The sequence below is a fragment of the Pseudoxanthomonas sp. genome, assembly GCF_036845285.1.
Lineage (GTDB): Bacteria > Pseudomonadota > Gammaproteobacteria > Xanthomonadales > Xanthomonadaceae > Pseudoxanthomonas_A.
The window spans coordinates 223,795-248,571 of sequence record NZ_DAIUEE010000002.1; the positions used below are offsets into that span (position 1 = coordinate 223,795).

Genomic DNA, 24,777 nt, shown 5'->3' on the forward strand with positions numbered 1-24,777 from the left:
CGATGGCACGGTGCGCCATCGCGGGATGCGTCCAATGGTCGCATCACACCTTCGCCAGCAACGTGGCCTGCGCCGAATGCGGCACGTCGTCGCCGGGCGTCAGCTTCAGGTAGCGGCCATCCGCCTGCAGTTCCCAGGCGTTGCAGTTGTCGTCGAGGTAGTTCTGCAGGCCATCCTTGAACACGCGCGCGGCCAGTTCCTTGTCGAGGATCGGGAAGCAGGTCTCCACGCGATGCAGCAGGTTGCGTTCCAGCCAGTCGGCACTGGCGCAGTAGAGTTCCGGCGCACCGTCGTTGCCGAACCAGTAGAGACGGCTGTGTTCCAGGAAGCGGCCGACGATGGAGCGCACGCGGATGTTGTCGGAGATGCCCGGCACCCCGGGGCGCAGCGCGCAGGCGCCGCGCACGATCAGGTCGATCCGGACGCCCGCCTGCGAGGCCACGTAGAGCGCACGGATGATGCGGGGCTCGTTGATCGCGTTGACCTTGGCGATGATGCGCGCGGACTTGCCGGCGCGGGCCAGCTTCGCTTCGCGTTCGATCTTCTTGATCAGGCCAGGATGCAGGGTGAACGGCGATTGCAGCAGGCGCTTCAGCTTGGTGGTCGGTGCCAGGCCGGACAGCTGCTGGAACAGCAGATGCACGTCGCTGCCGATGTCGGCATCGGCGGTGAGCAGGCCGATGTCGGTGTAGGCGCGCGCGGTGCCGCTGTGGTAGTTGCCGGTGCCCAGGTGTACGTAACGGCGCAGCTTGCGGCCTTCGCGGCGCACGATCAGTAGCATCTTGGCGTGGGTCTTGTAGCCGACCACGCCGTAGACGACCTGCGCACCGGCTTCCTGCAGCCGGTCCGCCACGCCGAGGTTGGCGTCCTCGTCGAAGCGCGCGCGCAGTTCCACCACCACGGTGACGTCCTTGCCGTTGCGCGCGGCCTGCACCAGCGCCTCGACGATCGCCGAATCCTTGCCGGTGCGGTACAGCGTCTGCTTGATCGCCAATACCTCGGGATCGACGGCCGCCTGCTTGATCAGTTCGAGGACGGCGGCGAACGAATCGAAGGGGTGGTGCAGCAGCACGTCGTCGTCGGCGATCTTCTCGAAGATCGCCTCGCTGTCGCGCAGCGTGCGCGGGGTGAAGGCCGGGTACTTCAGCTCCGGGCGCTGCACCAGGTCGTAGACCTGGATCACGCGGTTGAGGTTGACCGGGCCGTTGATCGGGTAGACCGCGTTTTCGGGCAGCGCGAAGTTCTGCAGCAGTTGGCGCACGATGGGTTTCGGGCAGTCGTGCGCGATCTCGAGGCGCACCGCCGGGCGGTAGCCGCGGCCGACCAGTTCGTCGCGCAGGGCCAGCGCCAGGTTCTCGACCTCTTCTTCATCGACCACCACTTCCGAGTTGCGGGTCACGCGGAACTGGTAGGAGCCCTTCACTTCCATGCCGGGGAACAGTTCGTCCACGAATACCGACAGCACCGAGGACAGCAGGACGAAATCGTTCTCGCCGCCCGACACGCGCTGCGGCAGGTGGATGATGCGCGGCAGCGAGCGCGGTGCGCGCACGATGGCCAGGTGGCCGGCGCGACCGAACGCATCCTTGCCCTTCAGCACCACGACGATGTTGAGCGACTTGTTGAGGATCTTCGGGAACGGGTGCGCCGGATCCAGGCCCAGGGGCGACAGCACCGGCATGATCTCGTTGCGGAAGTAAGCACGCAGCCAGCGCGTCTGCCGCGCGTTCCAGCTGTCGCGCCCGAACACGCGCACGCCGGCTTCCGCCAGGCCGGGGCGCAGCACGTCGTTCCAGCATTTGTATTGCGCGTCCACCAGTTCGGCGGCGCGGTCGTGAATCTTGTTGAGTACGGTCGCCGGACTCATGCCGTCGGCGCCCGGCGGCAGCCCGAAGTCGAGCGCGTGGCGCACGGTGGCCGCGCGGATCTCGAAGAACTCGTCCAGGTTGGTGCAGGAAATGCACAGGAAACGCAGGCGCTCCAGCAGCGGCACCGACGGGTCCTGCGCCTGCGCCAGCACGCGGAAGTTGAAGTCCAGCTGGGACAGTTCGCGGTTGAGGTAGAGCGCGGGGTCGCGCAGCGCGTCTTCGCCGGTCGCGGGAACGGGCGTCATATCGAGAGCGGCGGTCATGCGATCTGGCTGTCCGTGAGAGTGGGGAGAGTGGCATCGAGTCGCGGTTCGACGCGCTCGGCACCGAAGTGGATGGAAAACAGGCTGCCTTGCCCGACCTCGCTCTCGATCTCGAGCCGCGCCTGGTGCAGGTTCAGTACGTGCTTGACGATCGACAGGCCCAGGCCGGTGCCGCCGCTTTCGCGCGAGCGGCTGGTGGACACGCGGTAGAAGCGCTCGGTGATGCGCGGCAGGTGCGAGGAGGGAATGCCGTAGCCGGTGTCGCGTACGCTGAGCACCGCACCATCGCCTTCGCGCGCGAAGCGCACCGTGATCGTGCCGCCGACCGGTGTATAGCGCACCGCATTGCTGACCAGGTTGGAGAACGCGCTGTGCAGTTCCTTGTTGGAGCCGGACAGGTCCAGGTTGGCCTCGTCCTGCACCACGATGGTATGGCGGCGCTGGCTCAGCGCCTCGGCTTCGCGCCGCAGCGTGGCCAGCATCGGCGCCATCGCCACGTTCTCGTCGGGCAGGCTGTCCTGCGCTTCCAGCCGCGACAGGGTGAGCAGGTCTTCCACCAGTTGCGTCATGCGCTGCGACTGCTTCTGCATTTCCGACAGCATCGGCGCCCAGTCCGGGTACTCGGTCGGCTCCAGCATGTCGAGGTAGCCATGCACGACGGTCAGTGGCGTGCGCAGTTCGTGCGAGACGTTGGCGACGAAGTCGCGGCGCATCTGTTCCAGCCGCAGCATCTTGCTGACGTCGCGCGCGACCAGCAGCCAGTATTCGTCGGAATAGGGGATCAGCCGCAGGTTGAGGCGCAGGTGGGGATCCACCGGCGAAGCGGCGTCCAGCATCGGCTCGGCGTTGCGGCCGGCGGCCAACCAGTGCGACATCGGGAGCGGTTGCAGGCGCTCGCCTACCGGTACGCCTATGTCGGTCGGGTACTGCAATCCCAGCAGGCTGCTGGCGGCCTTGTTGAACCACTGCACGCGCTGGCTGTTGCGCTCCACCACGACCACGGCATCGGGCAGGGCGGCCGCGGCGGCACGGTAGGCGCGCAGCATGTCGAGCAGGCGGCGCTTGCGGGTGCGCATCTCGGCCTGGCCACGGAACAGCAGGCGGTCCAGTTCGTTCCAGACGCCACGGCCTTGCGCGGGTTCCAGGCGTTGCCGCGCGGTCAGGCGCAACAACACCTTGCGCAGGCGCCAGTAGTGCCACGCCACCACGCCGAGCGCCGCAAGCGTCACCACCGGCCATACCTGGCCCAGCAGCAGACCGGCCACGACCGCGGCCGCCAGGACCAGCGCCAGTTGGCCGAGCGTCTTGAACCAGGCGGTGCGGATGTCGTGGGGCATGGACCGATTGTAGGCAGATGTGTATGACAGCAGGGTATGGGTGGGACGGCGCTTCATTGCGTCATCACGGCGCACGCCGGGATGACGGGCAGCGGCGATAGGCGCTCCCGTCGATTCGCGACGCCTCATTTCCGATTCCCGCAACGACCTTACATCGCGGCCGAGAAGCGGTAACCCGAGCCGCGCACGGTCTGCACCATGTTTTCCAGCGCATGCGGTTCCAGCGTCTTGCGCAGGCGGCGGATATGCACGTCGACGGTCCGTTCTTCCACGTAGACGCTGCCGCCCCAGACGTGGTCGAGGAGTTGCGTGCGCGAGTAGACCCGTTCGGGATGGGTCATGAAGAAGTGCAGCAGGCGGTATTCGGTCGGGCCAATGGCCACCGGCGTGTCGCCGGCGAACACGCGGTGGGCCGCACCGTCGATGCGCAGGTTGCCGACCGCGACGCTGCCGTCCTCGTCATCGTCGCGCGAGCGGCGCATGACGGCGCGGATGCGGGCCAGCAACTCGCGGGCGGAGAACGGCTTGACCACGTAGTCGTCGACGCCGGCCTCCAGTCCGCCGACGCGGTCGTTCTCCTCGCCTCGGGCGGTGAGCATGATGATCGGCACGTCGCGGGTCATGGCGTCCTTGCGCCAGCGGCGGGCCAGTTCCAGGCCGCTGGTGCCGGGCAGCATCCAGTCGAGCAGGATGAGGTCGGGGACGCGGTCGGCGATGGCGTTCTGGGCTTCGCGGGCGTCGCCGGCGTGGATGGGTTCGTAGTCGCCCTTGCGCAGGGCGAAGGCCACCATGTCGCGGATGGCGGGCTCATCGTCGACGATCAGGATGTGCTTCTGCACGCAGGATCCGTGGGGAGGAGGACGGCGCCAGTAGACGACAATTTTGTGACGTTTACATGACATGCCGCCGGGGTGTCACAACGGCCGCACGATAGACCGTCAGCGCCGCTCCACATCGGGGTCGCGCACGCCCTGGCGGCGCAGTTCCAGCACCTCCGGGGTGATCGTCGCGATGCGGGCGTCCACCCGTGCACGCGCGTAGAAGTCCAGGTCGCCTTGCTTCTTGAGATTCTGCAACTGGATCAGCGCCTGCTCCGGCCGCCCGTTCAGGTAGGCGGCCTCGGCATAGGCCTCGCCGGCGCGGGCGGTGTCGCCGGCCAGCTCGTTGGCGCGGGCAAAGTGCTGCTGGAACACCGGATCGTCGCCGGCACGGGCCATCAGCGGTCTCAGCACCGCTTGCGCACGCTGGCCGGCCTCGCGGCCGCCCTGCTCGTTGAGCACCTTGGCGTAGGTCAGGGCGACCGGCCGGTTCTGCGGATAGCGCTGCATCAGCGCATCGAACCGGCGGTTGGCCGCCGCCGCGTTGCCCGTGCGCGACTCCGCTTCGCCCAGCGACAGCGCGACCCACAGGTTGTCTGCATGCTCGTCGGCCAGGCGTTGCAGTTCGGCCAGGGCCGTACGGGTATCGCCCCCTTGCAGGTGGGCTACCGCCAGACCGTAGCGCTCGGGCCCGGTCAGCGGCTTGCCCGCCTGGCGGCGCAAGGTTTCGTACTCGCGAACGGCGGCGGATGGCGTGCTGGCGCTGAGCGCGCGCAGCCGTTCACGGGCCCAGTCGAACTGGCCGGAGTCGCCCTGGCGGAAGGCCAGCGAGGGCAGGGTGACCGGAATCGGAAGCAGTGGGTTGTCGCTGCGGGTTTCCGGCAAGGTAATGGCATTGCGGTCGAAGCGCTCCACGCGCTCGCCACCGGGGACACTGGTGACCGCGGTCACCTGGCTGCCGCGCAGCTGGTCGGCGCGTTGGCGGGCTTCACTGATGCGGGTGGTGGTGACCGGGTGGGTCTGCAGGTAGTCCGGGATCGTTTCGCGTCCGCTGCCGCGCGCGACGCGGGTGGCCTGCTGCAGCTTGGCGAAGAAGCCGGCCATCGCGTCGATGTCGTAACCGGCGCGGGACAGGGTGCGGATGCCGACGCGGTCGGCTTCGGATTCGTTGGAGCGGGTGTAGTCGATCTGGCGCTGCTGCATCAGCCCCATCGCGGAGGCGATGGCGGCCTGCGAGGCGTCGCCGCTGGAGCTGCCCCCCGCCGCCTGCGCCAGCACGATCGCGCCCAGCATGCCGAGCAGGATCGGAATCTGGTCCCGCTGGGCGCGCTCCACGCCGCGCAGGACGTGCTGCTGGGTGACATGGGCGATTTCGTGCGATAGCACCGCCGCCACTTCGTCCTCGCGGTCGGCCGTCAACACCAGTCCCGCATTCATGCCGATATAGCCGCCCAACGTGGCGAAGGCGTTGATCTGCCGGTCCCGCATCATGAAGAACGTGTAGGACTGCTGCGGGTTGTCGCTGTCCGTGCCGAGGCGGCCACCCACTCCCTGCAGCCAGTCGCTGACCAGCGGGTCCTCCAGCAGGTAACCGTAGTTGCGCAGTTCGCGCAGCATCATTCCGCCGTACTGCGCCTGCCGGGCCGGCGTGAGCAGCTCGCCCGCGGAGGAGCCGATGTCGGGCAGGCGGCTTTCCTGCGACGCCGCCAGCGGCGCCGCGAGGGTCAGGGTCAGGACGGTGGCGAGCAGCAAGGGACGCAAACGTGGCTCCGTGGCGGATAATGGGCGTCTTCATCAGGATGACCGGTCGTCGATCCGGGCGAGTGAATACGTGGTTAACCGGGCCGGCGACGGTCCGCACTGTTCCGCTGTCCCGACTGGAAGCCCACGGCCGCGCCCCGATACTGCGTGAGACAGGCATCCGCCCCTTTCGTTCCGGAGATTCCCTTGAGCGACACCCCGCAGGGCACGCATACGCCCGAGATCACCCTCTACAGCACCGCCATCTGCCCCTACTGCGTGGCGGCCAAGAACTTCCTCAAGAGCAAGGGCCAGGCCTGGACCGAAGTCCGGATCGACCTGGATCCGGCCGAGCGCGAGAAGATGATCGCCAAGGCCAACCGCACCAGCGTGCCGCAGATCTTCATCGGCGAGGTACACGTAGGCGGCTATGACGACATGATTGCGCTGCATCGTGCCGGCAAGCTGGAGCCGCTGCTGGCGGGAAGTGCGGCATGAGCGCACAGGACGACAGCCAGGAGCGCGTGCAGGCCTTCACCGAGTTCCGCCAGCGCATGAACAAGCGCATCCTGGACGAGCCGAATCAGGTCGTCCGCCGTTTCTTCGCGCTGGACACGCAGACCTACCAGGCAGGGGCGCTGGATGTGAAGACCAAGGAGCTGCTGGGCCTGGTCGCTTCGATGGTCCTGCGCTGCGACGACTGCATCAGCTACCACGTCGCCCAGTGCAAGGAGGTGGGCGTCACGCGCGAGGAGTTTTTCGAGACGTTTTCGGTCGGCCTGGTGGTGGGTGGCTCCATCGTCATTCCCCACCTGCGCCGCGCAGTGGATTTCCTCGACCAGCTGGAAGGCGGGCAGGCCGACGCGCCGTCCGCGCACGACCACGGCTGACCGCTGCGAGCCTCCCCGGCGGGAGGACTCAGACCATGGTCGATTTGGGGGCTTGCCGGCCGTTCGGGCATAATTGACCGACAAATCTTCCTTTTCGCGCCCGTTGCGGCCTTGTCCGACGCGCGCCCCTGTTCGGAAACCCCACTCAATGACCCAGACGATTACGGTCATCCGCGGCGACGGTATTGGCCCGGAGATCATGGATGCCACCCTGTACGTGCTGGACGCGCTGAAGGTCGGCCTGACCTATGAAGACGCCGACGCCGGCCTGGTGGCGCTGGAGAAGCACGGCGACCTGCTGCCGCAGGCCACGCTGGATTCGATCCGCAAGAACGGCGTGGCCCTGAAGAGCCCGCTGACCACGCCGGTGGGCGAGGGCTTCAGTTCGATCAACGTGGCGTTGCGCCGCCACTTCGACCTGTACGCCAACGTGCGCCCCGCGAAGTCGTTCCCGAACACCAAGTCGCGCTTCGCTTCGGGCGTGGACCTGATCACCGTGCGCGAGAACACCGAGGGCGCGTACATCGGTGAAGGCCAGTCGATCTCGGAAGACGGCGAAACCGCGCTGCTGACGCAGAAGATAACCCGCAAGGGTTCCGACCGCATCGTGCGTTATGCCTACGAGCTGGCGCGCAAGACCGGTCGCAAGAAGGTCACCATCGTCCACAAGGCGAACATCCTGAAGACCACTTCGGGCCTGTTCCTGAAGGTGGCGCGCGAAGTGGCCGCGCAGTACCCCGACATCCAGACCAACGAGATGATCGTGGACAACACCTGCATGCAGCTGGTGATGCGTCCGGAGCAGTTCGACATCATCGTCACCACCAACCTGTTCGGCGACATCATCTCCGACCTGTGCGCCGGTCTGGTCGGCGGCCTGGGCCTGGCGCCGGGTGCCAACATCGGAGCCGATGCGGCGATCTTCGAAGCCGTGCACGGGTCAGCACCGGACATCGCGGGCAAGGGCATCGCCAATCCCTGCGCGCTGCTGCTGGGTGCGGCGCAGATGCTCGACCACCTGGGCCAGCCGGAGAAGGCCGAGCGACTGCGCGCGGCGATCATCGCCACGCTGGAAGCCAAGGATTCGCTGACCCCGGACCTGGGCGGCGAGGGCACCACGATGACGTTCGCCAAGGCCATCGCCAGCCGCGTCTGAGTTCGACGCGTTGGGTACGACAGGAACGGGACGCACAGCGTCCCGTTTTTGTTTGCGTATGTCCCATCCATGAGGTTGGATGCGAGGCTTGTGGCACGCACAATCCGCGGCCCATACAGAAGGCCCTGTTCATGTCCGACCGCCCCAGCGCCCTGGCGCTGACCCCGCTGCTGCTGTTCCTCGCCCTGTTCTTCGGTGCCGGCCTGTATTACACGGCGCAGGGCGAGGCGATGGGCTTCTACCAACTGCGCGCACCGGTCGCCATCCTGCCGGCATTGGCGCTGGGCCTCTGGCTGGCGCGCCGGCGCGGCCTTCCTGCGCAGCAGACGCTGCTGCAGGGCATGGGCGACAGCAACATCATGCTGATGTGCCTGATCTTCCTGCTGGCCGGTGCGTTCGCCACCGTGTCCAAGGCGATCGGGGCGGTCGACGCGGTGGTCGCGTTGGGGCTGGGCGCGCTGCCGGCCAGCCTGATCCTGCCCGGCCTGTTCCTTGTGGCGGCCTTCGTATCGCTGTCCATCGGCACCTCGATGGGCACGGTCGCCGCCGTGGTGCCGATCGCGCTGGGGGTCGCCGACGCGGCCGGGCTGGATCGCGTGCTGGTGGTCGGGGCGGTGCTGGGAGGCGCGATGTTCGGCGACAACCTGTCGATCATTTCCGACACCACCATTGCCGCTACGCGCAGCCAGGGCGCGGAGATGCGCGACAAATTCCGCGAGAACTTCAAGATCGCGCTGCCCGCCGGCATCGTCACGCTCGCCGTGCTGGCAATGCTGGGCGACGCCGCGCCGGTCCAGGCGCCCGAGGCCGCGTCGCCGTGGCTGGTGCTGCCCTATCTGCTTGTGCTCATGCTGGCGCTGGCGGGCCTGGATGTGGTGCTGGTGCTCGGGATCGGGTTGGTCGCATCCGGCGTGTTCGGGTTCGCGCTGGCGCCGGATTACGACGCGGTGTCGTTTGCTGGCGATATCTACCTCGGCTTCGAGAGCATGGTGGAGATCACGCTCCTCTCGATCCTCATCGGTGGCCTGGCTGCGCTGATCAAGGCGACCGGCGGGCTGGCCTGGCTGGCAGGCGTGATCGCACGCTTCGCACGGGGTCGCGCCGGCCGGCGTTCGGGCGAGATCAGCATCGCTGCGCTGGCGGCAGGTTCGGACGCGCTGACGGCCAACAACACGGTCGCCATCCTGGTCACCGGCAGCCTGGCCAAGGACATCGCGCAGCGCCACGGCATCAGCCCGCCCCGCGCGGCGAGCGTGCTCGACATCTTCGCGTGCGTCGTGCAGGGCATCCTGCCTTACGGCGCACAGATCCTGCTTGCCGCATCGCTGGCCGCGGTGTCGCCGCTCGCGCTGGCCGGCAGCGTGCATTACTGCTGGCTGCTCGCCCTGTCGGCCCTTCTCTTCATGATGTGGCCCACGCGCCGCACGGCACCGGTCGCAAAATGAAGACGGGGCGCCCAGGCGCCCCGTCTTCATCATGCCGCAAGCGGGAAGTCTCAGTCGCGCGACTGCAGCTTGGCCAGCAGACGCAGGAACTCCAGGTACAGCCACACCAGCGTGACCATCAGGCCGAAGCCGGCGTACCACTCCATGTACTTCGGCGCGCCGGCTTCGACGCCCGATTCGATGAAGTCGAAATCGAGCACCAGGTTGAGCGATGCGATCACGATCACGAACACGCTGAAGCCGATGCCGATCAGGCCGGACTCGTGGATCAGCGGCACGTCCTTGCCGAACATGCGCAGCACCATCGACACCAGATAGACCAGTGCGATGCCGCCGGTGGCGGCGACCACGCCCAGCTTGAAGTTCTCCGTGACCTTGATCAGGCCGCTGCGGTAAGCCATCAGCAGCGCGAACAGGGTGCCGAAGGTCAGCATCACGGCCTGGGTGACGATGCCTTCGTACATGTGGTTGTAGAGCGCGGAGATCGCGCCCAGGAACAGGCCCTCGACCAGCGCATAGAGCGGCGCGGTGACCGGCGCCCATTCCTTCTTGAAGATCGTCACCAGGGCGAGTGCGAAGCCGCCGATCAGGCCGCCCCACAGATAGCCCATGCCGGTGGCGCCCTCGGGCGTGACTTCGATCTGCGACCACGCGAAGGCGCCCGTCAGAACCGCCAACAGCAACAGGATGCCGGTCTTGTTGACCGTGCCGTTGAGCGTCATCGTCCCGCCATCGCGCGAGACGACCGTCCCGCTGCCAAGGTCGAGGAAGGTGGATTCCTTCAATGCCGGATTGCCGCTGCGTACCATGGTTGCCTCAGGTGGTTGCCGGACGTCTGTCCCCAGAGGCTGAGCATATCGCACGCTGCGGTCGATCACGTTTCGTTTGACAGCCGGGCCGTGGATTCCGACAATACGCGACCTCGTTGGCGTCCAGACGCCACGCCGGGACCCTCGTCGGGGTATAGCGCAGTCTGGTAGCGCATCTGCTTTGGGAGCAGAGGGTCGGGGGTTCGAATCCCTCTACCCCGACCAGCCTGATGCAGCGTCAGGGTGTGTTCCGGCAGGGCGGGGATGCGACAATCCGGAACGGGCGCCCGTAGCTCAACCGGATAGAGCACCGGCCTTCTAAGCCGGCGGTTACAGGTTCGAGTCCTGTCGGGCGCGCCACTCGCGGTGGGCTTCGGCAGGAGCGGCAGGTTTCAGTGGTGGATGTAGCTCAGTTGGTTAGAGCACCGGATTGTGATTCCGGGGGTCGCGGGTTCAAATCCCGTCTTCCACCCCATTGATGCAGGAATCCCGCATTGCGGGGTTTGTAACGAACAAGGGATGCGGGTACACTACGCGCCCAGTTTTTCGGGGCTGTTAGCTCAGTTGGTAGAGCAGTTGACTCTTAATCAATAGGTCCAAGGTTCGAATCCTTGACAGCCCACCAAAGCCGAAAAGCGCCCGGTCACCCCGGGCGCTTTTTTCTTGCCGGTTCCGGCAGGGCGATGGGTACAATGCGGCGACCTGCGAAAGTGGCGGAATTGGTAGACGCACTGGATTTAGGTTCCAGCGGGTAACCCCCGTGAGGGTTCGAGTCCCTCCTTTCGCACCACGTCCCGGATGGGGCGGTGCCTCGCCGCCGACAAGCCCCGGGGACTTGCGGCCGAACTGCGTCCCGGCCCCGAAACGTCCGTCCCGCTGGCAGCCTGCTGCGGAATCGGCCAAACTAGCAAGTTCCGCCGGGAGGGGCCTTGCGCCCAGGTCCCAGGCGTCCCGGATTATCAACATCGCCCCGGCTGTGCCGTGGCCGCAGGAGTCAGTGAGTATGCAAGTTTCGGTCGAATCGGTCGGCAACCTCGAGCGCCGCATGAGCTTCAGCCTGCCGGCGGAGCGCCTGGACACCCACATCGGCGGTCGCCTGCGCGAGCTGTCGCGCACTGCGCGCATCAAGGGCTTCCGCCCCGGCAAGGTGCCGGCCAAGGTCATCGAGCAGCGCTACGGCGACCAGGTGCGTGCCGAAGCCCTCGACGGCCTGTTGCGCGAAACCTTCAACAACGCCGTGCGCGACCAGGACCTGCAGCTGGCAGGCAATCCGCGCATCGAGAAGCAGGGCGAGGGCGAGCTGGATTTCGTCGCGACGTTCGAAGTGGTGCCGGATTTCGGTGATGTCGATGTCGCCAAGCTCGATGTCACCCGCCACACGGCCGAAGTCGCCGATGCCGACATCGACCAGATGATCGACAACCTGCGCATGCAGCGCCGCACCTTCCAGGTCGTCGAGCGTGGAGCGAAGGACGGCGACCGCGTAGCCCTGGAAACCTGGTCGCAGGCTGGCGACGAGCGCATGCCGGCCGAGGGCGCCGAGAAGGGCGCCACCCTGATCGGTTCGGGCGTGATGTTCGGTGAGATCGAGCAGGCGCTCGTGGGCCTGGCCAAGGGCGACGAGAAGACCGTGTCGGTCACCTTCCCGGCCGACTGGCGCGTACCGCAACTGGCGGGCAGGCAGGTCGATGTGCACGTCAAGGTCACCGACGTGGCCGAATCGGTGCTGCCCGACGTGGATCGCGAGTTCATCCGCAGCTTCGGCGTGAAGAGCGGCGATGCCGACCAGTTCCGCGCGGACATCCGCAGCAATCTCGAGCGCGAACTCAAGGGCGCGCTGATGACCCGCCTGCGCCGTGAAGTGGGCGAGCAGCTGATCGCGGCCTATGCGCATGTCGAGATGCCGCCGCGCCTGGTCGAGAACGAGGCACGCGTGATGGTCCAGCAGGCAGCCGAGCAGGCGCGTCGCCAGGGCCAGCAGGTACAGATTCCCGACAATGCCCATGAGGGCTTCACGGATGCCGCCCGCAAGCGCGTGCTGGTCGGCCTTCTGGTCGGCGAGGTCGCCCGTCGCAACCAGTTGCGCCTGGACCCGAAGCGCCTGAACGAGACGCTCCGCCTGATCGCCTCGACCTACGAAGAGCCGGAACAGGTCATTGAGTTGTACCGCAACGATCCCCAACTGATGAACAGTCTGCAGGGTCGTGTGATGGAAGAGCAGGTGATCGACTGGATCGCCGAGCGCGCCCAGCACACCGAGCAGGCGCTTTCCTTCCAGGAAGCCATCCGCAACTGATCCGGGCGCCCCGCCCGGGCAGAAGGTCCGGCTATCCTAGGCCGGACCTTCCCTTGAACGACAGGCGCGAGAACCGATGAGCATTCAAACCCAAGCCCTCAACCTGGTGCCGATGGTGGTCGAACAGACCAGCCGCGGCGAACGCGCCTACGACATCTATTCGCGTCTGCTGAAGGAGCGCGTGATCTTCCTGGTCGGCGGCGTGGACGACCACGTGGCCAACGTCATCGTGGCGCAGATGCTCTTCCTCGAAGCCGAAAACCCCGAGAAGGACATCAGCCTGTACATCAATTCGCCCGGTGGCGTGGTGACGGCCGGCATGGCCATCTACGACACCATGCAGTACATCAAGCCGGACGTCAGCACGATCTGCGTCGGTCAGGCGGCCAGCATGGGCGCGCTGCTGCTGGCGGCGGGCGCGAAGGGCAAGCGCTACGCGCTGCCGAATTCGCGCGTGATGATCCACCAGCCGCTGGGCGGCTTCCAGGGCCAGGCGACGGATATCGACATCCACGCCCGCGAGATCCTGACGCTGCGCGCGAAGCTGAATGCGATTCTGTCCCATCACACCGGGCAGTCGCTGGAAACCATCGAACGCGACACCGAGCGCGACAACTTCAAGAGCGCGGCGGACTCGCAGGCCTACGGTCTGGTCGACCAGGTGCTCGAGCGTCGCCCGGAAGATTCGATCCAGTCCGCCTGACCTCCGGATTGCCACTTTTCAGGCATAAATCCCCCTGTTCACGGTCCCGGCTGACAAGCCGGGACCGTGTGCTATTCTCCGACCGCAAGCCCCTCCGGGCAGGTTGAGCGACCGAGTAATACCAGCATGAGCGAAGATCGTCAGGGCCGTTCCGGCGACAGCACCAAAATCCTGTACTGCTCGTTCTGCGGCAAGAGCCAGCACGAGGTCCGCAAGCTGATCGCGGGTCCCAGCGTGTTCATCTGCGATGAATGCGTCGAGCTGTGCAACGACATCATCCGCGAAGAGCTGGAAGAGAAGGCGCAGTCCGCCCGCAGCCACCTGCCCAAGCCGCGCGAGATTCTTGAGGTCCTCGACCAATACGTGATCGGCCAGAACCGCGCCAAGCGCACGCTGGCGGTCGCGGTCTACAACCACTACAAACGCATCGAGAGCCGCAGCAAGAACGACGAGGTCGAACTGGCCAAGTCGAACATCCTGCTCGCCGGCCCGACCGGGTCGGGCAAGACGCTGCTGGCCGAGACGCTGGCGCGCCTTCTCAACGTGCCGTTCACCATTGCCGATGCCACCACGCTGACCGAAGCCGGTTACGTGGGCGAGGACGTGGAGAACATCATCCAGAAGCTGCTGCAGAAGTGCGACTACGACGTCGACAAGGCGCAGCAGGGCATCGTCTACATCGACGAGATCGACAAGATCTCGCGCAAGAGCGAGAACCCGTCGATCACCCGCGACGTGTCCGGCGAAGGCGTGCAGCAGGCGCTGCTGAAGCTGATCGAGGGCACCGTCGCCAGCGTGCCGCCGCAGGGTGGCCGCAAGCATCCGCAGCAGGAATTCCTGCAGGTCGACACCAAGAACATCCTCTTCATCTGCGGCGGCGCGTTCGCTGGACTGGACAAGATCATCCAGCAGCGCAGCACCGAAGCCGGCGGCATCGGTTTCGGCGCCAAGGTGAAGAGCTCCGAGAAGAAGTCGGAAGTGGGCAAGATCCTGTCCGAAGTCGAGCCTGAAGACCTGATCAAGTTCGGCCTGATCCCCGAGTTCGTCGGCCGTCTGCCGGTCGTCGCCACGCTCGAAGAACTGGACGAGACCGCGCTGGTCAAGATCCTCACCGAGCCGAAGAATGCCATCACCAAGCAGTTCAAGAAGCTGTTCGAGATGGAAGGGGTGGAGATCGAATTCCGTCCCGACGCGCTGTCGGCGATCGCCCGCAAGGCACTGAAGCGCAAGACGGGTGCGCGCGGTCTGCGTACCATCGTCGAGTCGGTACTGCTGGATACGATGTACGAACTGCCGTCGCTGGAGAACGTCAGCAAGGTGGTTGTGGACGAGTCCGTGATCGAGCACAAGTCCGAACCGTATCTGATCTACCAGAATCCGCCGGCACCGAAGGTCGCTTCGGCCGAGTGATCCGGCCCGCAGGTTCTGTCTGACAGGCGCCCGCGTGGCGCCTGTTCAGTTTTTTGCGCTTGTCGGCAAGTGGCCGGTTCCAATGGGGTTTTGGCGACGCTCTTGCATCCCTCTCGCGATGGCCCCATAACGGGCCCATTGGTGCACGCGCACCCCTGCTTTCCGCACTTGCTGGAGCCCCCATGCCCCGCCGTCCCCAGACTGAAATCCTCGACCTGCCGGTCCTGCCGCTACGCGACGTGGTGGTGTTCCCGCACATGGTCATTCCGCTGTTCGTCGGGCGCGACAAGTCCATGCGTGCGCTGGAGCAGGCGATGGAAGCCGACAAGCGCATCATCCTGCTGGCGCAGAAGTCGGCGGAAACGGACGACCCCGCCGCGGCCGACCTGTACACCGTCGGTACGCTGGCGCAGGTGCTGCAACTGCTCAAACTGCCTGACGGCACGATCAAGGTGCTCGTCGAGGGGACGGCGCGCGTCAGCGTGTCGAACGTGGTGGAGCGCGACGGTTCACTGTACGGGCAGGGCGAGGAAATCGATTCGACCGATGGCCGCGAGCCGCGCGAAATCGAGGCCGTGGCACGGTCGCTGGTGAGCCTGTTCGAGCAGTACGTGAAGACCAACCGGAAGCTGCCGCCCGAGCTGCTGCAGACGCTGGCCGGCATCGATGAACCCAGCCGGCTGGCCGATACGATCGCCGCGCACCTCGGCGTGCGCCTGAGCGACAAGCAGCGCCTGCTGGAGACCATCGAGGTCGGCGAGCGGCTCGAGCTGCTGGTCGGCTTCGTGGATGGCGAAATCGACGTCCAGCAGTTGGAGAAGCGCATCCGCGGCCGGGTGAAGTCGCAGATGGAAAAGAGCCAGCGCGAGTACTACCTCAACGAACAGATGAAGGCCATCCAGAAGGAACTGGGCGAGCTGGACGAAGCGCCCAACGAACTGGAAGAGCTGGCGCGCAAGATTGCCGAAGCCGGCATGCCGAAGCCGGTCGAGACGAAGGCGCGCAACGAGCTCAACAAGCTCAAGCAGATGTCGCCAATGTCGGCGGAGGCCGCGGTGGTCCGGAACTATCTGGACTGGCTGCTCGGCGTCCCGTGGAACAAGCGCACCAAGGTACGCAAGGACCTGAAAGTCGCGCAGGACACGCTGGATGCCGACCATTACGGCTTGGAGAAGGTGAAGGAGCGCATCCTCGAATACTTGGCCGTCCAGTCGCGCGTGAAGAAGCTGCGTGGTCCGATCCTGTGCCTCGTGGGGCCGCCGGGCGTCGGCAAGACGTCGCTGGGCCAGAGCATCGCCAAGGCGACCAACCGCAAGTTCGTGCGCATGTCGCTGGGCGGCGTGCGCGATGAGGCCGAGATCCGCGGTCATCGCCGCACGTACGTGGGTTCGATGCCCGGACGCATCGTGCAGAACCTCAACAAGACGGCGAGCAAGAATCCGTTGTTCGTGCTGGACGAGATCGACAAGATGTCGATGGACTTCCGCGGAGATCCCTCTTCGGCCCTCCTAGAGGTGCTGGATCCGGAGCAGAACAGTGCCTTCAACGATCACTATCTGGAAGTGGATCTCGATCTCTCCGAGGTGATGTTCGTCGCGACCTCGAACTCGTTGAACATTCCCGGTCCGCTGCTCGACCGCATGGAAGTCATCCGCATCCCGGGCTACACGGAAGACGAAAAGGTCAACATCGCGCAACGCTACCTGGTGCCGAAGCAACTCAAGGCCAATGGCCTGAAGCTCGACGAGTTGAAGATCGCCGAGGGCGCGATCCGCGATCTCGTGCGCTACTACACGCGCGAATCCGGCGTGCGCAACCTGGAGCGCGAAGTCGCGAAGATCTGCCGCAAGGTGGTGAAGGAAATCGCGCTGGCCGGCCCGAAGCCCGCCAGGAAGAAAGCAGCGGCGATGCAGGTCGGCTCGAAGAACCTCGAGAAATACGCAGGTGTGCGGCGCTATGACTTCGGCCGCGCGGAGGAGCAGAACGAGATCGGCCTGGTGACCGGCCTGGCGTGGACCGAGGTCGGCGGCGATCTGTTGCAGATCGAAGTTGCGTTGGTCCCCGGCAAGGGCGGCATGCTGCTGACCGGCCAGTTGGGCGACGTGATGAAGGAGTCCGGCTCGGCGGCGCTGTCGGTGGTGCGCAGCCGTGCGACCAGCCTTGGCGTGGATGCGGAGTTCCTGCAGAAGCACGATGTGCACCTGCACGTGCCCGATGGCGCGACGCCGAAGGACGGGCCGAGTGCGGGCATCGCGATGGCAACGGCGCTGGTGTCGGCACTCACCCGCAATCCCGTGCGCGCCGATGTCGCCATGACGGGCGAGATCACGCTGCGTGGACGCGTCACCGCGATCGGGGGCCTCAAGGAGAAGTTGCTCGCCGCCCTGCGCGGCGGTATCACGACCGTCATCATTCCGGACGAGAACAAGAAGGATCTGGCCGATATTCCGGCGAATGTCACCGAAGGCATGAAGATCGTGCCGGTGAAGTGGATCGATGAGGTCCTCGATCTCGCGTTGGAGCGGCCATTGGCACCCGTGCCCGCCGATGGCGGTGGCGAACGCGCGGTGCCCGCGGCCAAGAAGGAGCGCGGCAAAGGGTCGCAGCAGCCGGGCGTGAAGCATTGAGCGATGTGACACGTAGTGCCTGTCATCGCTCTGAAACCCGCTTCATTACAGGGTTTGCGGCTTGCGTGGCATTTTTTGCACTGGTATAACGGCGTCACCCGCATGCACGTGGCAGTGCCTCGATGCGCGTGGACATAACGACCGGTTCCCGTGAGGCAAGTGAAGCCCGAGGTTCCGGTCACTCATTCCGCGGTTGTGCCGCACAGGGAGTTACGCAATGAACAAAACCGAATTGATCGATGCCGTCGCCGACGAAGCTGAAGTGTCCAAGGCCGAAGCCGGCCGCGCCGTCGACGCCGTCATCTCCAGCGTCACCAAGGCCCTCAAGAAGGGCGACACCGTGACGCTGGTCGGCTTCGGCACTTTCCAGGTCCGCAAGCGCGCCGCCCGTACGGGCCGCAACCCGAAGACCGGCGACACCATCAAGATCAAGGCGTCCAAGAACCCCGCGTTCAAGGCTGGCAAAGCCCTGAAGGATGCCGTAAACTAATCGACTCGCTGCCGATGGCAGGGTGCGATCACCCGGGTGCTTAGCTCAGCGGTAGAGCGTCTCCCTTACACGGAGAGGGTCGGGGGTTCGAAACCCTCAGCACCCACCACATCGGGGCGATGCAGAATCAAAAAATTGTCGGATGGTCTAGCGGAAAACGCTCAAATCGTCTTACAATGTTCGTCTCAGCGCGGAGTGGTAGTTCAGTCGGTTAGAATGCTGGCCTGTCACGCCGGAGGTCGCGGGTTCGAGTCCCGTCCACTCCGCCATTTCACCCAAGAAGCCCGCGAAAGCGGGCTTTTTGCTGTGCGCCTCTCCCATTCATCCGCAGCGCGGCGACCTCGTTTCGATCGCCGGGCATCCGCCGGGTGGCGAGACGGCGCTGCCCGGGCGCGCTAAACTGCGCGGCTGAACGAATTCGGGTCCGTGCGCACATGCTGCAGAAACTCCGCGACAAAACCTCCGGCTGGGTCGCCAGCCTGGTCCTCGGTCTGCTGATCATCCCGTTCGCCTTCGTGGGCGTGAACGAATATGTCACCGGCGGCACCGCCGGCGACGTGGCGCTCGTGGAGGCGCCGCCGACGTGGTGGGAATCCGCGCCGCAGTGGTGGCCGGTGTCGACGCTGTGGCAGCGCGAAGAGGTCACCCAGGAGGATTTCCGTGCGGCTTTCGAACAGGCTCGCCAGCAGCAGCGCCAGGCGCTGGGGGATGCGTTCGATCCGCGCGACTTCGAAAGCGTCGACAACAAGCGCAAGGTGCTGGAGCAGCTGATCGATCAGAAGGTGCTGGCGCTGGGTGCGAAGCGCACTGGCATCGTCGTGGGCGACGCGGCCGTGCAGAAGATGATCGCAAGCGAGCCGGCGTTCCAGGTCGACGGCAAGTTCAGCGCCGAGCAGTACCAGTTGCTGCTGTCGTCGCAGATGCCGGCGATCTCGCCGCTCCAGTTCGAGGCGCAGCAGCGCGAGCGCCTGCGCATGATGCTGGTGCCGCAGGCGATCGGTGAATCCGATTTCGTCACCGAGAACGAACAGGCGCGCATGTGGAAATTGCTGGGCGAGACGCGCGACATCGGCATCGCGCTGTTGCCGCCGGTGGCCGAAGACACGGCGCCGGTCAGCGAGGCGCAGATCAAGGCGTGGTACGACGGGCACAAGAACGACTTCAAGCAGCCCGAGCAGGTCTCGCTGGAATACCTGGACATCGATGGTTCGGCGTTGCCCGTCGCTGCGGCGGCCGACGAAGCCGCGCTGCGCAAGCGCTATGAAGCGGAGAAGTCGCGCTTCATGTCGCCGGAACAGCGCGTCGTGGCGCATATCCTGATCGCGGCCGATGCGGGCGCCGATGCCGCTACCCAGAAGAAGGCCGAAGAGAAGGCCGCCGCACTGGCCAGGCAGGCGCGCGAAGGGGCTGATTTCGCCGCATTGGCGCGTGCGAATTCGGAGGATCCTGGTTCGAAGGACTCCGGCGGCGAGTTGCCGGCGTTCGCCAAGGACGGCTCGATGGTCAAGCCGTTCGAGGATGCCGCGTTCGCGATGCAGGCCGGCGAGATCCGTGGCCCGGTCAAGAGCGACTTCGGTTACCACGTGCTGCAGCTCAAGCAGATCAAGCCCGGCACCGGCCGCAGCTTCGACGAAGTGCGCGGCGAGTTGGCGGCGGAGGAAGCCAACGGCGAGCGCGAGCGGGCGTTCAACGAACTGGCGGGCCGTGTGGTCAACGAAACGCTGAAGAATCCGACGGCGCTTGCGCCGGCGGCGGAAGCCACCGGTCTGCCGCTGCAGAAGGTCGGACCGTTCTCGCGCGACCAGCCGCAGGGCATCGCGATGATGCCGGCGGTGCTGCGCGCGGCGTTCTCCGACACCCTGGTGCAGGACGGCACCATCAGCGATCCGATCGAGATAGCGCCGAACCACAGCGTGGTCATCCGCGTTTCCCAGCACACGCCCGAACAGGCGCTGCCGCTCGACAAGGCGCGCGATGCCGTGGTGTTGGCCATCCGTGCGGATAGGCAGGAAAAGGCCGCGCAGGCAGCGGCGGATTCGCTGATCGCCCGCGTGCAGAAGGGTGAGTCGCTGGCGACGATCGCCACCGCTGAAGGCCTGCGTTTCAACGAACTGCCGGGCTTGCGCCGTGGCATGCCGATGCCGACGGCGGAATCCAATGAAGCCATCTTCGCGGCAGGCCGTCCGGCGGACGGCAAGGTGGTCGCAGGCAAGGTGGCGCTGGGCAATGGCGCCTATGCGATCTTCACCGTCAACAAGGTGAACGATGGGGCGATCGCGGATATGCCCGCCGAAGAGCGCGCGACCATGCAGCAACAGCTGGTCCAACTCAACGGCGGCATCGCGACGCAGGCGTACGTGGATGCACTGCGCAAGCGCTTCAAGGTGAAGGTGTTCGAAGAGCGGCTCTGATCCAAGCGACATGGTTTGATACGGAATCCCGCCACCAGGCGGGATTCTTTTTTGCGGCTGCCGCGTGCGGAACTCAGTGCGGCTCGTCGTCCAGCTTCAATTTCGTGCCGGGTCGCAACACGGCATTCGCGTCGAGGCCGTTGATCTGCAGCAGGCGTGTCGGGGAGATCCCGTAGCGGCGGGCGATGGTCCAGGCCGAGTCGCCGCTCTTGACGGTATGTGTGCGTGCGGCCGGGGAGGTGTCCCCGTGCGCGTCCGGCCGTGCCGGCGCTGGCGTGCCGGAGGCCGTCGGTGGCACGCCCATGTCGTCGACGCCTGCGCTCGGCGCCAGCAGGCGAAGCGGTTGGCCGGCCCGGCTGAAACGGCCGGCGAGGGCAGGGTTGAGGCGCTTGAGCAGTGCCGCTGGCTGTTGCCGTGCGCCGGCCCACGCCTCGAGCGTCGCATCGCCGGGCAGGACATGCGCCGCCAGGCGCGGCACCGGACGATCCATCTGCTTGAGCCAGGCGTCGCGATCGTCGGCCTGCTGGAAGATGCAGGCCAGCGCGTGCAGTTTCTCCACGTACGCGTAGGTGATGCCGGACAGTCCCGGCAGTTCTGCCGGTCGCGCATTCCGGGCGTTCATGCCGGCGCGACGCATCGATTGCAGTACGCGGTACTCGCCGGCGTTGTAGGCCATCACGGCCAGCCGCCAGTCGCCGCCGAACATGCCATGCAGGGTTTTCAGGTAGCGGACGGCGGCCTGGGTGGAATCCACGGGCGACAGCCGGCCGTCGTAGCCTTCGCGCATGGGCACGCCGTGGTTCCGCGCGGTGATGCCGATGAACTGCCACAGTCCCGCCGGCCCCTGGGCGTTGCGTGCGCCCGGCTTGTAGCCGCTTTCGACGAACGGGATCAGGGCGAACTCGGTTGGCAGGTGCGCTTCGCGCAGGGCGTCGACCACGTAGCCGAACAGGGGCAGCACGTCGTCCTCGGCGCGCGCGAGTTGGCCGGGCGCATGGCTGAAATGCTGCTTCCAGCGCCCGTTCGTGGCCTGGCTGTCGCACTCCGGATCCGCCAGTCCATCGCGGAAGCGCTGGTAGATTTCCAGCCCGCTCCGCTGGTGGGTGGCAGGGAGGGTGCCCGGATCGATCGGTGGCGTCGCCGGCGCGACCTGCGTGGTCGCAGGGGCGGGCGGATCGAAGGCGAATGCCGTCGGCGGGGCGAGGACAAATCCCGCTGCCAGCAAGGCGAGATGACGTCGGCGGCACCGGCTCATGCGCGGAAATCGTTCTTCCACTGCCGCAGGGTGGCGAACGCCTCCACCCGGTCGGCCGGTGGGCGACCCAGCCGGTGGGTCACGGCTGCGCGTACGGCATCGCTGTCCACCCGCAGGAACGGATTGGTCGCGGCTTCGCTGGCCAGCGTGACCGGCAGCGAGGGGCGACCAGCCTGGCGCATCGCATGGACCTCCTTGATGCGTTCGCGCAAGGCCACGTTGTGCGGATCCACGACGCTGGCGAACGCGCCGTTCGCCAGCGTGTACTCGTGGCCGCAGCAGACCAGCGACGAGGGTGGCAGCGCGGCCAGGCGCTCCAGCGACGCGAGCATCTCGGCAGGCGTCCCCTCGAACAGGCGCCCGCAGCCCAGGCTGAACAAGGTGTCCCCGCAGAACAGATGCGGTGGTCCGTCGAGGCTGCCTCCGTGGAAGGCGACGTGGCTGCGCGTGTGTCCCGGGACGGCGAGCACCGAGAGCCGCCAGTGTTTCACCTGTACGACGTCGCCATCGCCGACGCGGCCGGTTGCCTCGGGAATGCGGTCGTCCTCGGGTGCGAAGACCGGCAAGGTCGGCCAGCGGGAGCGCAGGGCCGCGATGCCTCCCGCGTGATCGGCATGGTGGTGGGTGACCAGCACGGCTGCCGGCCACAGGCCGTTGCCGGTGGCCGCCAGGACGGGCGCCGCATCGCCCGGATCGATCACCAGTGCGTCGCCGTCGTCGTCGACGAGCGCCCAGATGTAGTTGTCCTCGAAGGCAGGCAGGGCGAGCAGGCGCATCGGGGGTACGGCTCCGGGCGGGGGACGGACGCCCGGGGGCGGCGTCCTCTACAATCCGAACATGCCTGCGTTCGCGTTTACCCGTCAACCCGATGCCCTGGCGTGGTTCGGGTCCGACCACGGTGGGCCGATCCTCGCCTCCGAACATGCCCGCGTCAGCCAGGCGCTCACCAGCCGGACGCCACAGCCTTGGCTGTGGGTGTCGCCGGAGGGTGGCGACACGCCGTTCCAGACGGCCAGCGCCCCGGCGACGCGGGGCGTTCGGCTGCGGGCGACGGCGGGTTCGCATCGCCTGGCTGGCCATGTCCGGTGCGGATTGCCGCTGCCACTGCCCACCGAATCCGTGGGTGTGATCGTGCTGCAGCACGTGCTGGAGGCGGGCGATCCGCAACCGTTGTTGCAGGAGTGCTCCCGGATCCTGGAGCCGGGCGGCCGCCTGTGGCTGTTCGTCCTGAACCCGTGGAGCCCGTACCGGCTGCGTTGGCGCGGGGCCGGGCTGGTGCCGCGCGCCCTGCCACAGTGGCGCCTGCAACTGGCGGCGGCCGGCCTGGTGATGTCCGAGCATGTCCTGCATTACGGGCCGGTCTGGCGGGGCGTGCCCGAGGCGCCAGGGCATGGACCGGCGTCTTTCCGCGCCGCGCGCCTGCTCGAAGCAGAGAAGCGCGTGGCCAGCCTCATCCCGCCCGCGCCCATGCGGCGTGCGTGGCGCACCGCGCCCGCCGCCTGACGTTGTAGAACAAGAGGATTCATGAAACACATCAGCATCCATACCGACGGCTCCTGTCTGGGCAATCCCGGCCCGGGAGGCTGGGCAGCCCTCCTGCGCTATGGCGACAAGGAGCGCGAAGTGGTCGGCGGCGAGGCGCAGACCACCAACAACCGCATGGAGCTGATGGCGGCCATCGCGGCGCTGGAGGTGCTGACCGAAGGGTGCGAGGTCACGCTGCACATCGATTCGCAGTACGTCCGCCAGGGCATCACCGAATGGATGCCGGGCTGGGTGCGGCGCGGCTGGAAGACCGCAGGCGGCGACCCCGTGAAGAACCGCGACCTCTGGGAGCGCCTGCACGCCGCCACCGGCCGCCACCGCATCGACTGGAAATGGGTCAAGGGCCACAACGGCGACCCCGACAACGAGCGTGTCGACGTGCTGGCGCGCAACGCGGCCGTGCGTTTCCGCAATGGAGCGGTGGCGTGACGCTGGCGATGGCGCCTGGCCAACTCATCGCCGAGACGTCCCGCCTGCAGCTGCACGCGATGTCCGATCGCGACGATGCCGATGTGGCACTCATGTTGGAGTTGCTCAACGACCCCGCTTTCATCCGCCATATCGCCGACCGTGGCGTACGGACGCTGCAGCAGGCGCGCGATTACCTGCGCAATGGCGCACTTCGCAGTTACGCGCAGCATGGGTTCGGCATGTATGCGATCCGGCGCAAGGATACCGGTGCGCTGATCGGCAATTGCGGGCTGGTGCGTCGCGACGGCCTGGATGGTCCCGACCTGGGTTATGCGCTGCTGCCTGCGCATGCGGGTCAGGGCTTCGCGATTGAGGCAGCGCGCGCGGTCATCGCCGACGCCACCGGCCGCCTTGGCATTGCCCGCCTGCATGCCATCGTCAACCCCGACAACGCGGCCTCGATCGGCCTGTTGCAGAAACTGGGATTCGAATTCGACAGAATGATCGTGCTCCCCGCCATCGAACATGCGGTGGACCTGTTCCACCTGCACCTCCCCAAGGAAGCCGCCTGATGCGCCAGATCATCCTCGACACCGAAACCACCGGCCTGGAGTGGAAGAAGGGCAACCGCGTCGTCGAAATCGGCTGCGTGGAGCTGATGGAGCGGCGCCCGACCGGGCGGACCTACCACCAGTACATCAATCCGCAACGCGAATTCGAACAGGGTGCGGCGGAAGTCACCGGCCTCAGCCTGGAGTTCCTGTCGGACAAGCCCTTGTTCGCGACGATCGCGGACGAGTTCCTGGCGTTCATCGACGGTGCCGAACTGATCATCCACAACGCGGCGTTCGACGTCGGCTTCCTCGACTACGAACTGTCGCGGCTTGGCGAGCAGTACGGGCGCCTGGCCGACCGGGTCACGGTCGAGGATTCGCTGCTGCTGGCGCGGCAACGGTTTCCCGGGCAGCGGAATTCACTGGATGCGCTGTGCAAGCGCCTGGGTGTCGACAATACCCACCGGCAACTGCACGGCGCGCTGCTGGACGCCCAGCTGCTGTGCGATGTCTATCTCAACCTGACGGCCGGGCAGCGCGAAATCGGCTTTGGCGGCGCGGAAGAGTCGTCCAGCGGCGCCACTGCCGTGGTCGTGCATCAGTTCGACGCAGCGGCGGCCGGTGCCCGTCCCCGGGTGCAGCCATCCAGTGAGGAACTGGCGGCACACGAGGCCCGCCTTGCCACGTTGCGTAAGAAGGCAGGCGGCCGCTGCCTGTGGGACCCGCCGGTGCTTGAGGCCGGCTGACCA

Annotated in this window: 21 protein-coding genes and 7 tRNA genes; 21 read left to right on the top strand and 7 right to left on the bottom strand. The window is 66.5% G+C overall.

Annotated elements, in window-relative coordinates:
- Window positions 1-43 precede the first annotated feature (43 nt).
- From ppk1 to V7060_RS03560, 4 genes are all read right to left on the bottom strand, one after another.
- Entirely contained in the window at window positions 44-2,131 is a 2,088-nt protein-coding gene (gene ppk1, locus V7060_RS03545) for a polyphosphate kinase 1 (protein WP_334177877.1), read from the bottom strand.
- Complete coding sequence (gene phoR / locus V7060_RS03550) at window positions 2,128-3,468, bottom strand: phosphate regulon sensor histidine kinase PhoR (protein ID WP_334177878.1); 1,341 nt, start codon at window positions 3,466-3,468, stop codon at window positions 2,128-2,130. Before phoR ends, ppk1 begins: the two co-directional genes overlap by 4 nt.
- Before the next feature lie 149 nt (window positions 3,469-3,617).
- Window positions 3,618-4,307 carry a phosphate regulon transcriptional regulator PhoB gene (gene phoB / locus V7060_RS03555; RefSeq protein WP_162336355.1) on the bottom strand — a complete coding sequence of 230 codons (690 nt, stop codon included), beginning with the start codon at window positions 4,305-4,307 and terminating at the stop codon, window positions 3,618-3,620.
- A 99-nt stretch (window positions 4,308-4,406) separates the two neighbouring features.
- Entirely contained in the window at window positions 4,407-6,047 is a 1,641-nt protein-coding gene (locus V7060_RS03560) for a M48 family metalloprotease (RefSeq protein ID WP_334177879.1), read from the bottom strand.
- 186 nt (window positions 6,048-6,233) lie between these two features.
- Between V7060_RS03560 and grxC the strand changes: the two genes are divergently transcribed.
- The 4 genes from grxC to V7060_RS03580 all read left to right on the top strand — a co-directional run bounded on the left by grxC (window position 6,234) and on the right by V7060_RS03580 (window position 9,517).
- Window positions 6,234-6,524, top strand: coding sequence for a glutaredoxin 3 (gene grxC / locus V7060_RS03565; RefSeq protein WP_334177880.1), 291 nt, complete (start codon window positions 6,234-6,236; stop codon window positions 6,522-6,524).
- Window positions 6,521-6,916 (top strand): carboxymuconolactone decarboxylase family protein, encoded by a 396-nt coding sequence (locus V7060_RS03570; protein WP_334177881.1) that lies wholly within the window; start codon window positions 6,521-6,523, stop codon window positions 6,914-6,916. Before grxC ends, V7060_RS03570 begins: the two co-directional genes overlap by 4 nt.
- A gap of 148 nt (window positions 6,917-7,064) precedes the next feature.
- Complete coding sequence (locus V7060_RS03575; RefSeq protein ID WP_334177882.1) at window positions 7,065-8,072, top strand: isocitrate dehydrogenase; 1,008 nt, start codon at window positions 7,065-7,067, stop codon at window positions 8,070-8,072.
- Between the two features lie 131 nt (window positions 8,073-8,203).
- The gene (locus tag V7060_RS03580) at window positions 8,204-9,517 is read left to right on the top strand and encodes a Na+/H+ antiporter NhaC family protein (RefSeq protein ID WP_334177883.1); all 1,314 of its coding nucleotides are present in this window, start codon (window positions 8,204-8,206) and stop codon (window positions 9,515-9,517) included.
- A gap of 50 nt (window positions 9,518-9,567) precedes the next feature.
- On the opposite strand, the gene V7060_RS03585 is transcribed toward V7060_RS03580, so the two are convergent.
- Complete coding sequence (locus tag V7060_RS03585) at window positions 9,568-10,326, bottom strand: Bax inhibitor-1/YccA family protein (RefSeq protein WP_334177884.1); 759 nt, start codon at window positions 10,324-10,326, stop codon at window positions 9,568-9,570.
- Between the two features lie 148 nt (window positions 10,327-10,474).
- On the opposite strand from V7060_RS03585, the gene V7060_RS03590 reads away from it, so the two are divergent.
- The 13 genes from V7060_RS03590 to V7060_RS03650 all read left to right on the top strand — a co-directional run bounded on the left by V7060_RS03590 (window position 10,475) and on the right by V7060_RS03650 (window position 20,263).
- Window positions 10,475-10,551: transfer RNA gene (locus tag V7060_RS03590), tRNA-Pro, on the top strand.
- 58 nt (window positions 10,552-10,609) lie between these two features.
- Window positions 10,610-10,686, top strand: a tRNA-Arg gene (locus V7060_RS03595).
- A 38-nt stretch (window positions 10,687-10,724) separates the two neighbouring features.
- Window positions 10,725-10,801 (top strand) — tRNA-His (locus tag V7060_RS03600).
- Window positions 10,802-10,875: 74 nt separating this feature from the next.
- A tRNA-Lys gene (locus V7060_RS03605) sits at window positions 10,876-10,951 on the top strand.
- 79 nt (window positions 10,952-11,030) lie between these two features.
- Window positions 11,031-11,116, top strand: a tRNA-Leu gene (locus V7060_RS03610).
- A gap of 213 nt (window positions 11,117-11,329) precedes the next feature.
- Window positions 11,330-12,622, top strand: a complete 1,293-nt coding sequence (gene tig / locus V7060_RS03615) for a trigger factor (RefSeq protein ID WP_334177885.1) — start codon at window positions 11,330-11,332, stop codon at window positions 12,620-12,622.
- 76 nt (window positions 12,623-12,698) lie between these two features.
- Window positions 12,699-13,325: an ATP-dependent Clp endopeptidase proteolytic subunit ClpP gene (clpP, locus tag V7060_RS03620; RefSeq protein ID WP_162336364.1), complete on the top strand. Its 627-nt coding sequence runs from the start codon at window positions 12,699-12,701 to the stop codon at window positions 13,323-13,325.
- A gap of 126 nt (window positions 13,326-13,451) precedes the next feature.
- Complete coding sequence (clpX, locus tag V7060_RS03625; RefSeq protein WP_334177886.1) at window positions 13,452-14,735, top strand: ATP-dependent Clp protease ATP-binding subunit ClpX; 1,284 nt, start codon at window positions 13,452-13,454, stop codon at window positions 14,733-14,735.
- Window positions 14,736-14,917: 182 nt separating this feature from the next.
- Window positions 14,918-17,362, top strand: coding sequence for an endopeptidase La (gene lon / locus V7060_RS03630; protein WP_334177887.1), 2,445 nt, complete (start codon window positions 14,918-14,920; stop codon window positions 17,360-17,362).
- Window positions 17,363-17,555: 193 nt separating this feature from the next.
- The gene (locus V7060_RS03635; RefSeq protein WP_334177888.1) at window positions 17,556-17,852 is read left to right on the top strand and encodes an HU family DNA-binding protein; all 297 of its coding nucleotides are present in this window, start codon (window positions 17,556-17,558) and stop codon (window positions 17,850-17,852) included.
- Window positions 17,853-17,886: 34 nt separating this feature from the next.
- Window positions 17,887-17,961, top strand: a tRNA-Val gene (locus tag V7060_RS03640).
- An 83-nt stretch (window positions 17,962-18,044) separates the two neighbouring features.
- A tRNA-Asp gene (locus V7060_RS03645) sits at window positions 18,045-18,121 on the top strand.
- A 165-nt stretch (window positions 18,122-18,286) separates the two neighbouring features.
- On the top strand, window positions 18,287-20,263 hold the full coding sequence (locus V7060_RS03650) for a SurA N-terminal domain-containing protein (protein ID WP_334177889.1): 1,977 nt from the start codon (window positions 18,287-18,289) through the stop codon (window positions 20,261-20,263).
- A 73-nt stretch (window positions 20,264-20,336) separates the two neighbouring features.
- On the opposite strand, the gene V7060_RS03655 is transcribed toward V7060_RS03650, so the two are convergent.
- Complete coding sequence (locus tag V7060_RS03655) at window positions 20,337-21,518, bottom strand: transglycosylase SLT domain-containing protein (protein ID WP_334177890.1); 1,182 nt, start codon at window positions 21,516-21,518, stop codon at window positions 20,337-20,339.
- Window positions 21,515-22,294, bottom strand: a complete 780-nt coding sequence (gene gloB, locus V7060_RS03660) for a hydroxyacylglutathione hydrolase (RefSeq protein WP_334177891.1) — start codon at window positions 22,292-22,294, stop codon at window positions 21,515-21,517. The genes V7060_RS03655 and gloB overlap by 4 nt, the downstream gene beginning before the upstream one ends.
- A 61-nt stretch (window positions 22,295-22,355) precedes the next feature.
- On the opposite strand from gloB, the gene V7060_RS03665 reads away from it, so the two are divergent.
- From V7060_RS03665 to dnaQ, 4 genes are read left to right on the top strand one after another with little or no spacing between them, the layout of a single operon-like run.
- A complete protein-coding gene (locus V7060_RS03665; RefSeq protein ID WP_334177892.1) occupies window positions 22,356-23,021 on the top strand; it encodes a class I SAM-dependent methyltransferase in 666 nt (221 codons plus the stop codon).
- A gap of 21 nt (window positions 23,022-23,042) precedes the next feature.
- Window positions 23,043-23,492 carry a ribonuclease HI gene (gene rnhA / locus V7060_RS03670; protein WP_334177893.1) on the top strand — a complete coding sequence of 150 codons (450 nt, stop codon included), beginning with the start codon at window positions 23,043-23,045 and terminating at the stop codon, window positions 23,490-23,492.
- On the top strand, window positions 23,489-24,046 hold the full coding sequence (locus V7060_RS03675; protein ID WP_334177894.1) for a GNAT family N-acetyltransferase: 558 nt from the start codon (window positions 23,489-23,491) through the stop codon (window positions 24,044-24,046). The genes rnhA and V7060_RS03675 overlap by 4 nt, the downstream gene beginning before the upstream one ends.
- Complete coding sequence (gene dnaQ, locus V7060_RS03680) at window positions 24,046-24,774, top strand: DNA polymerase III subunit epsilon (protein WP_334177895.1); 729 nt, start codon at window positions 24,046-24,048, stop codon at window positions 24,772-24,774. The genes V7060_RS03675 and dnaQ overlap by 1 nt, the downstream gene beginning before the upstream one ends.
- The last annotated feature ends 3 nt before the right edge of the window (window positions 24,775-24,777 follow it).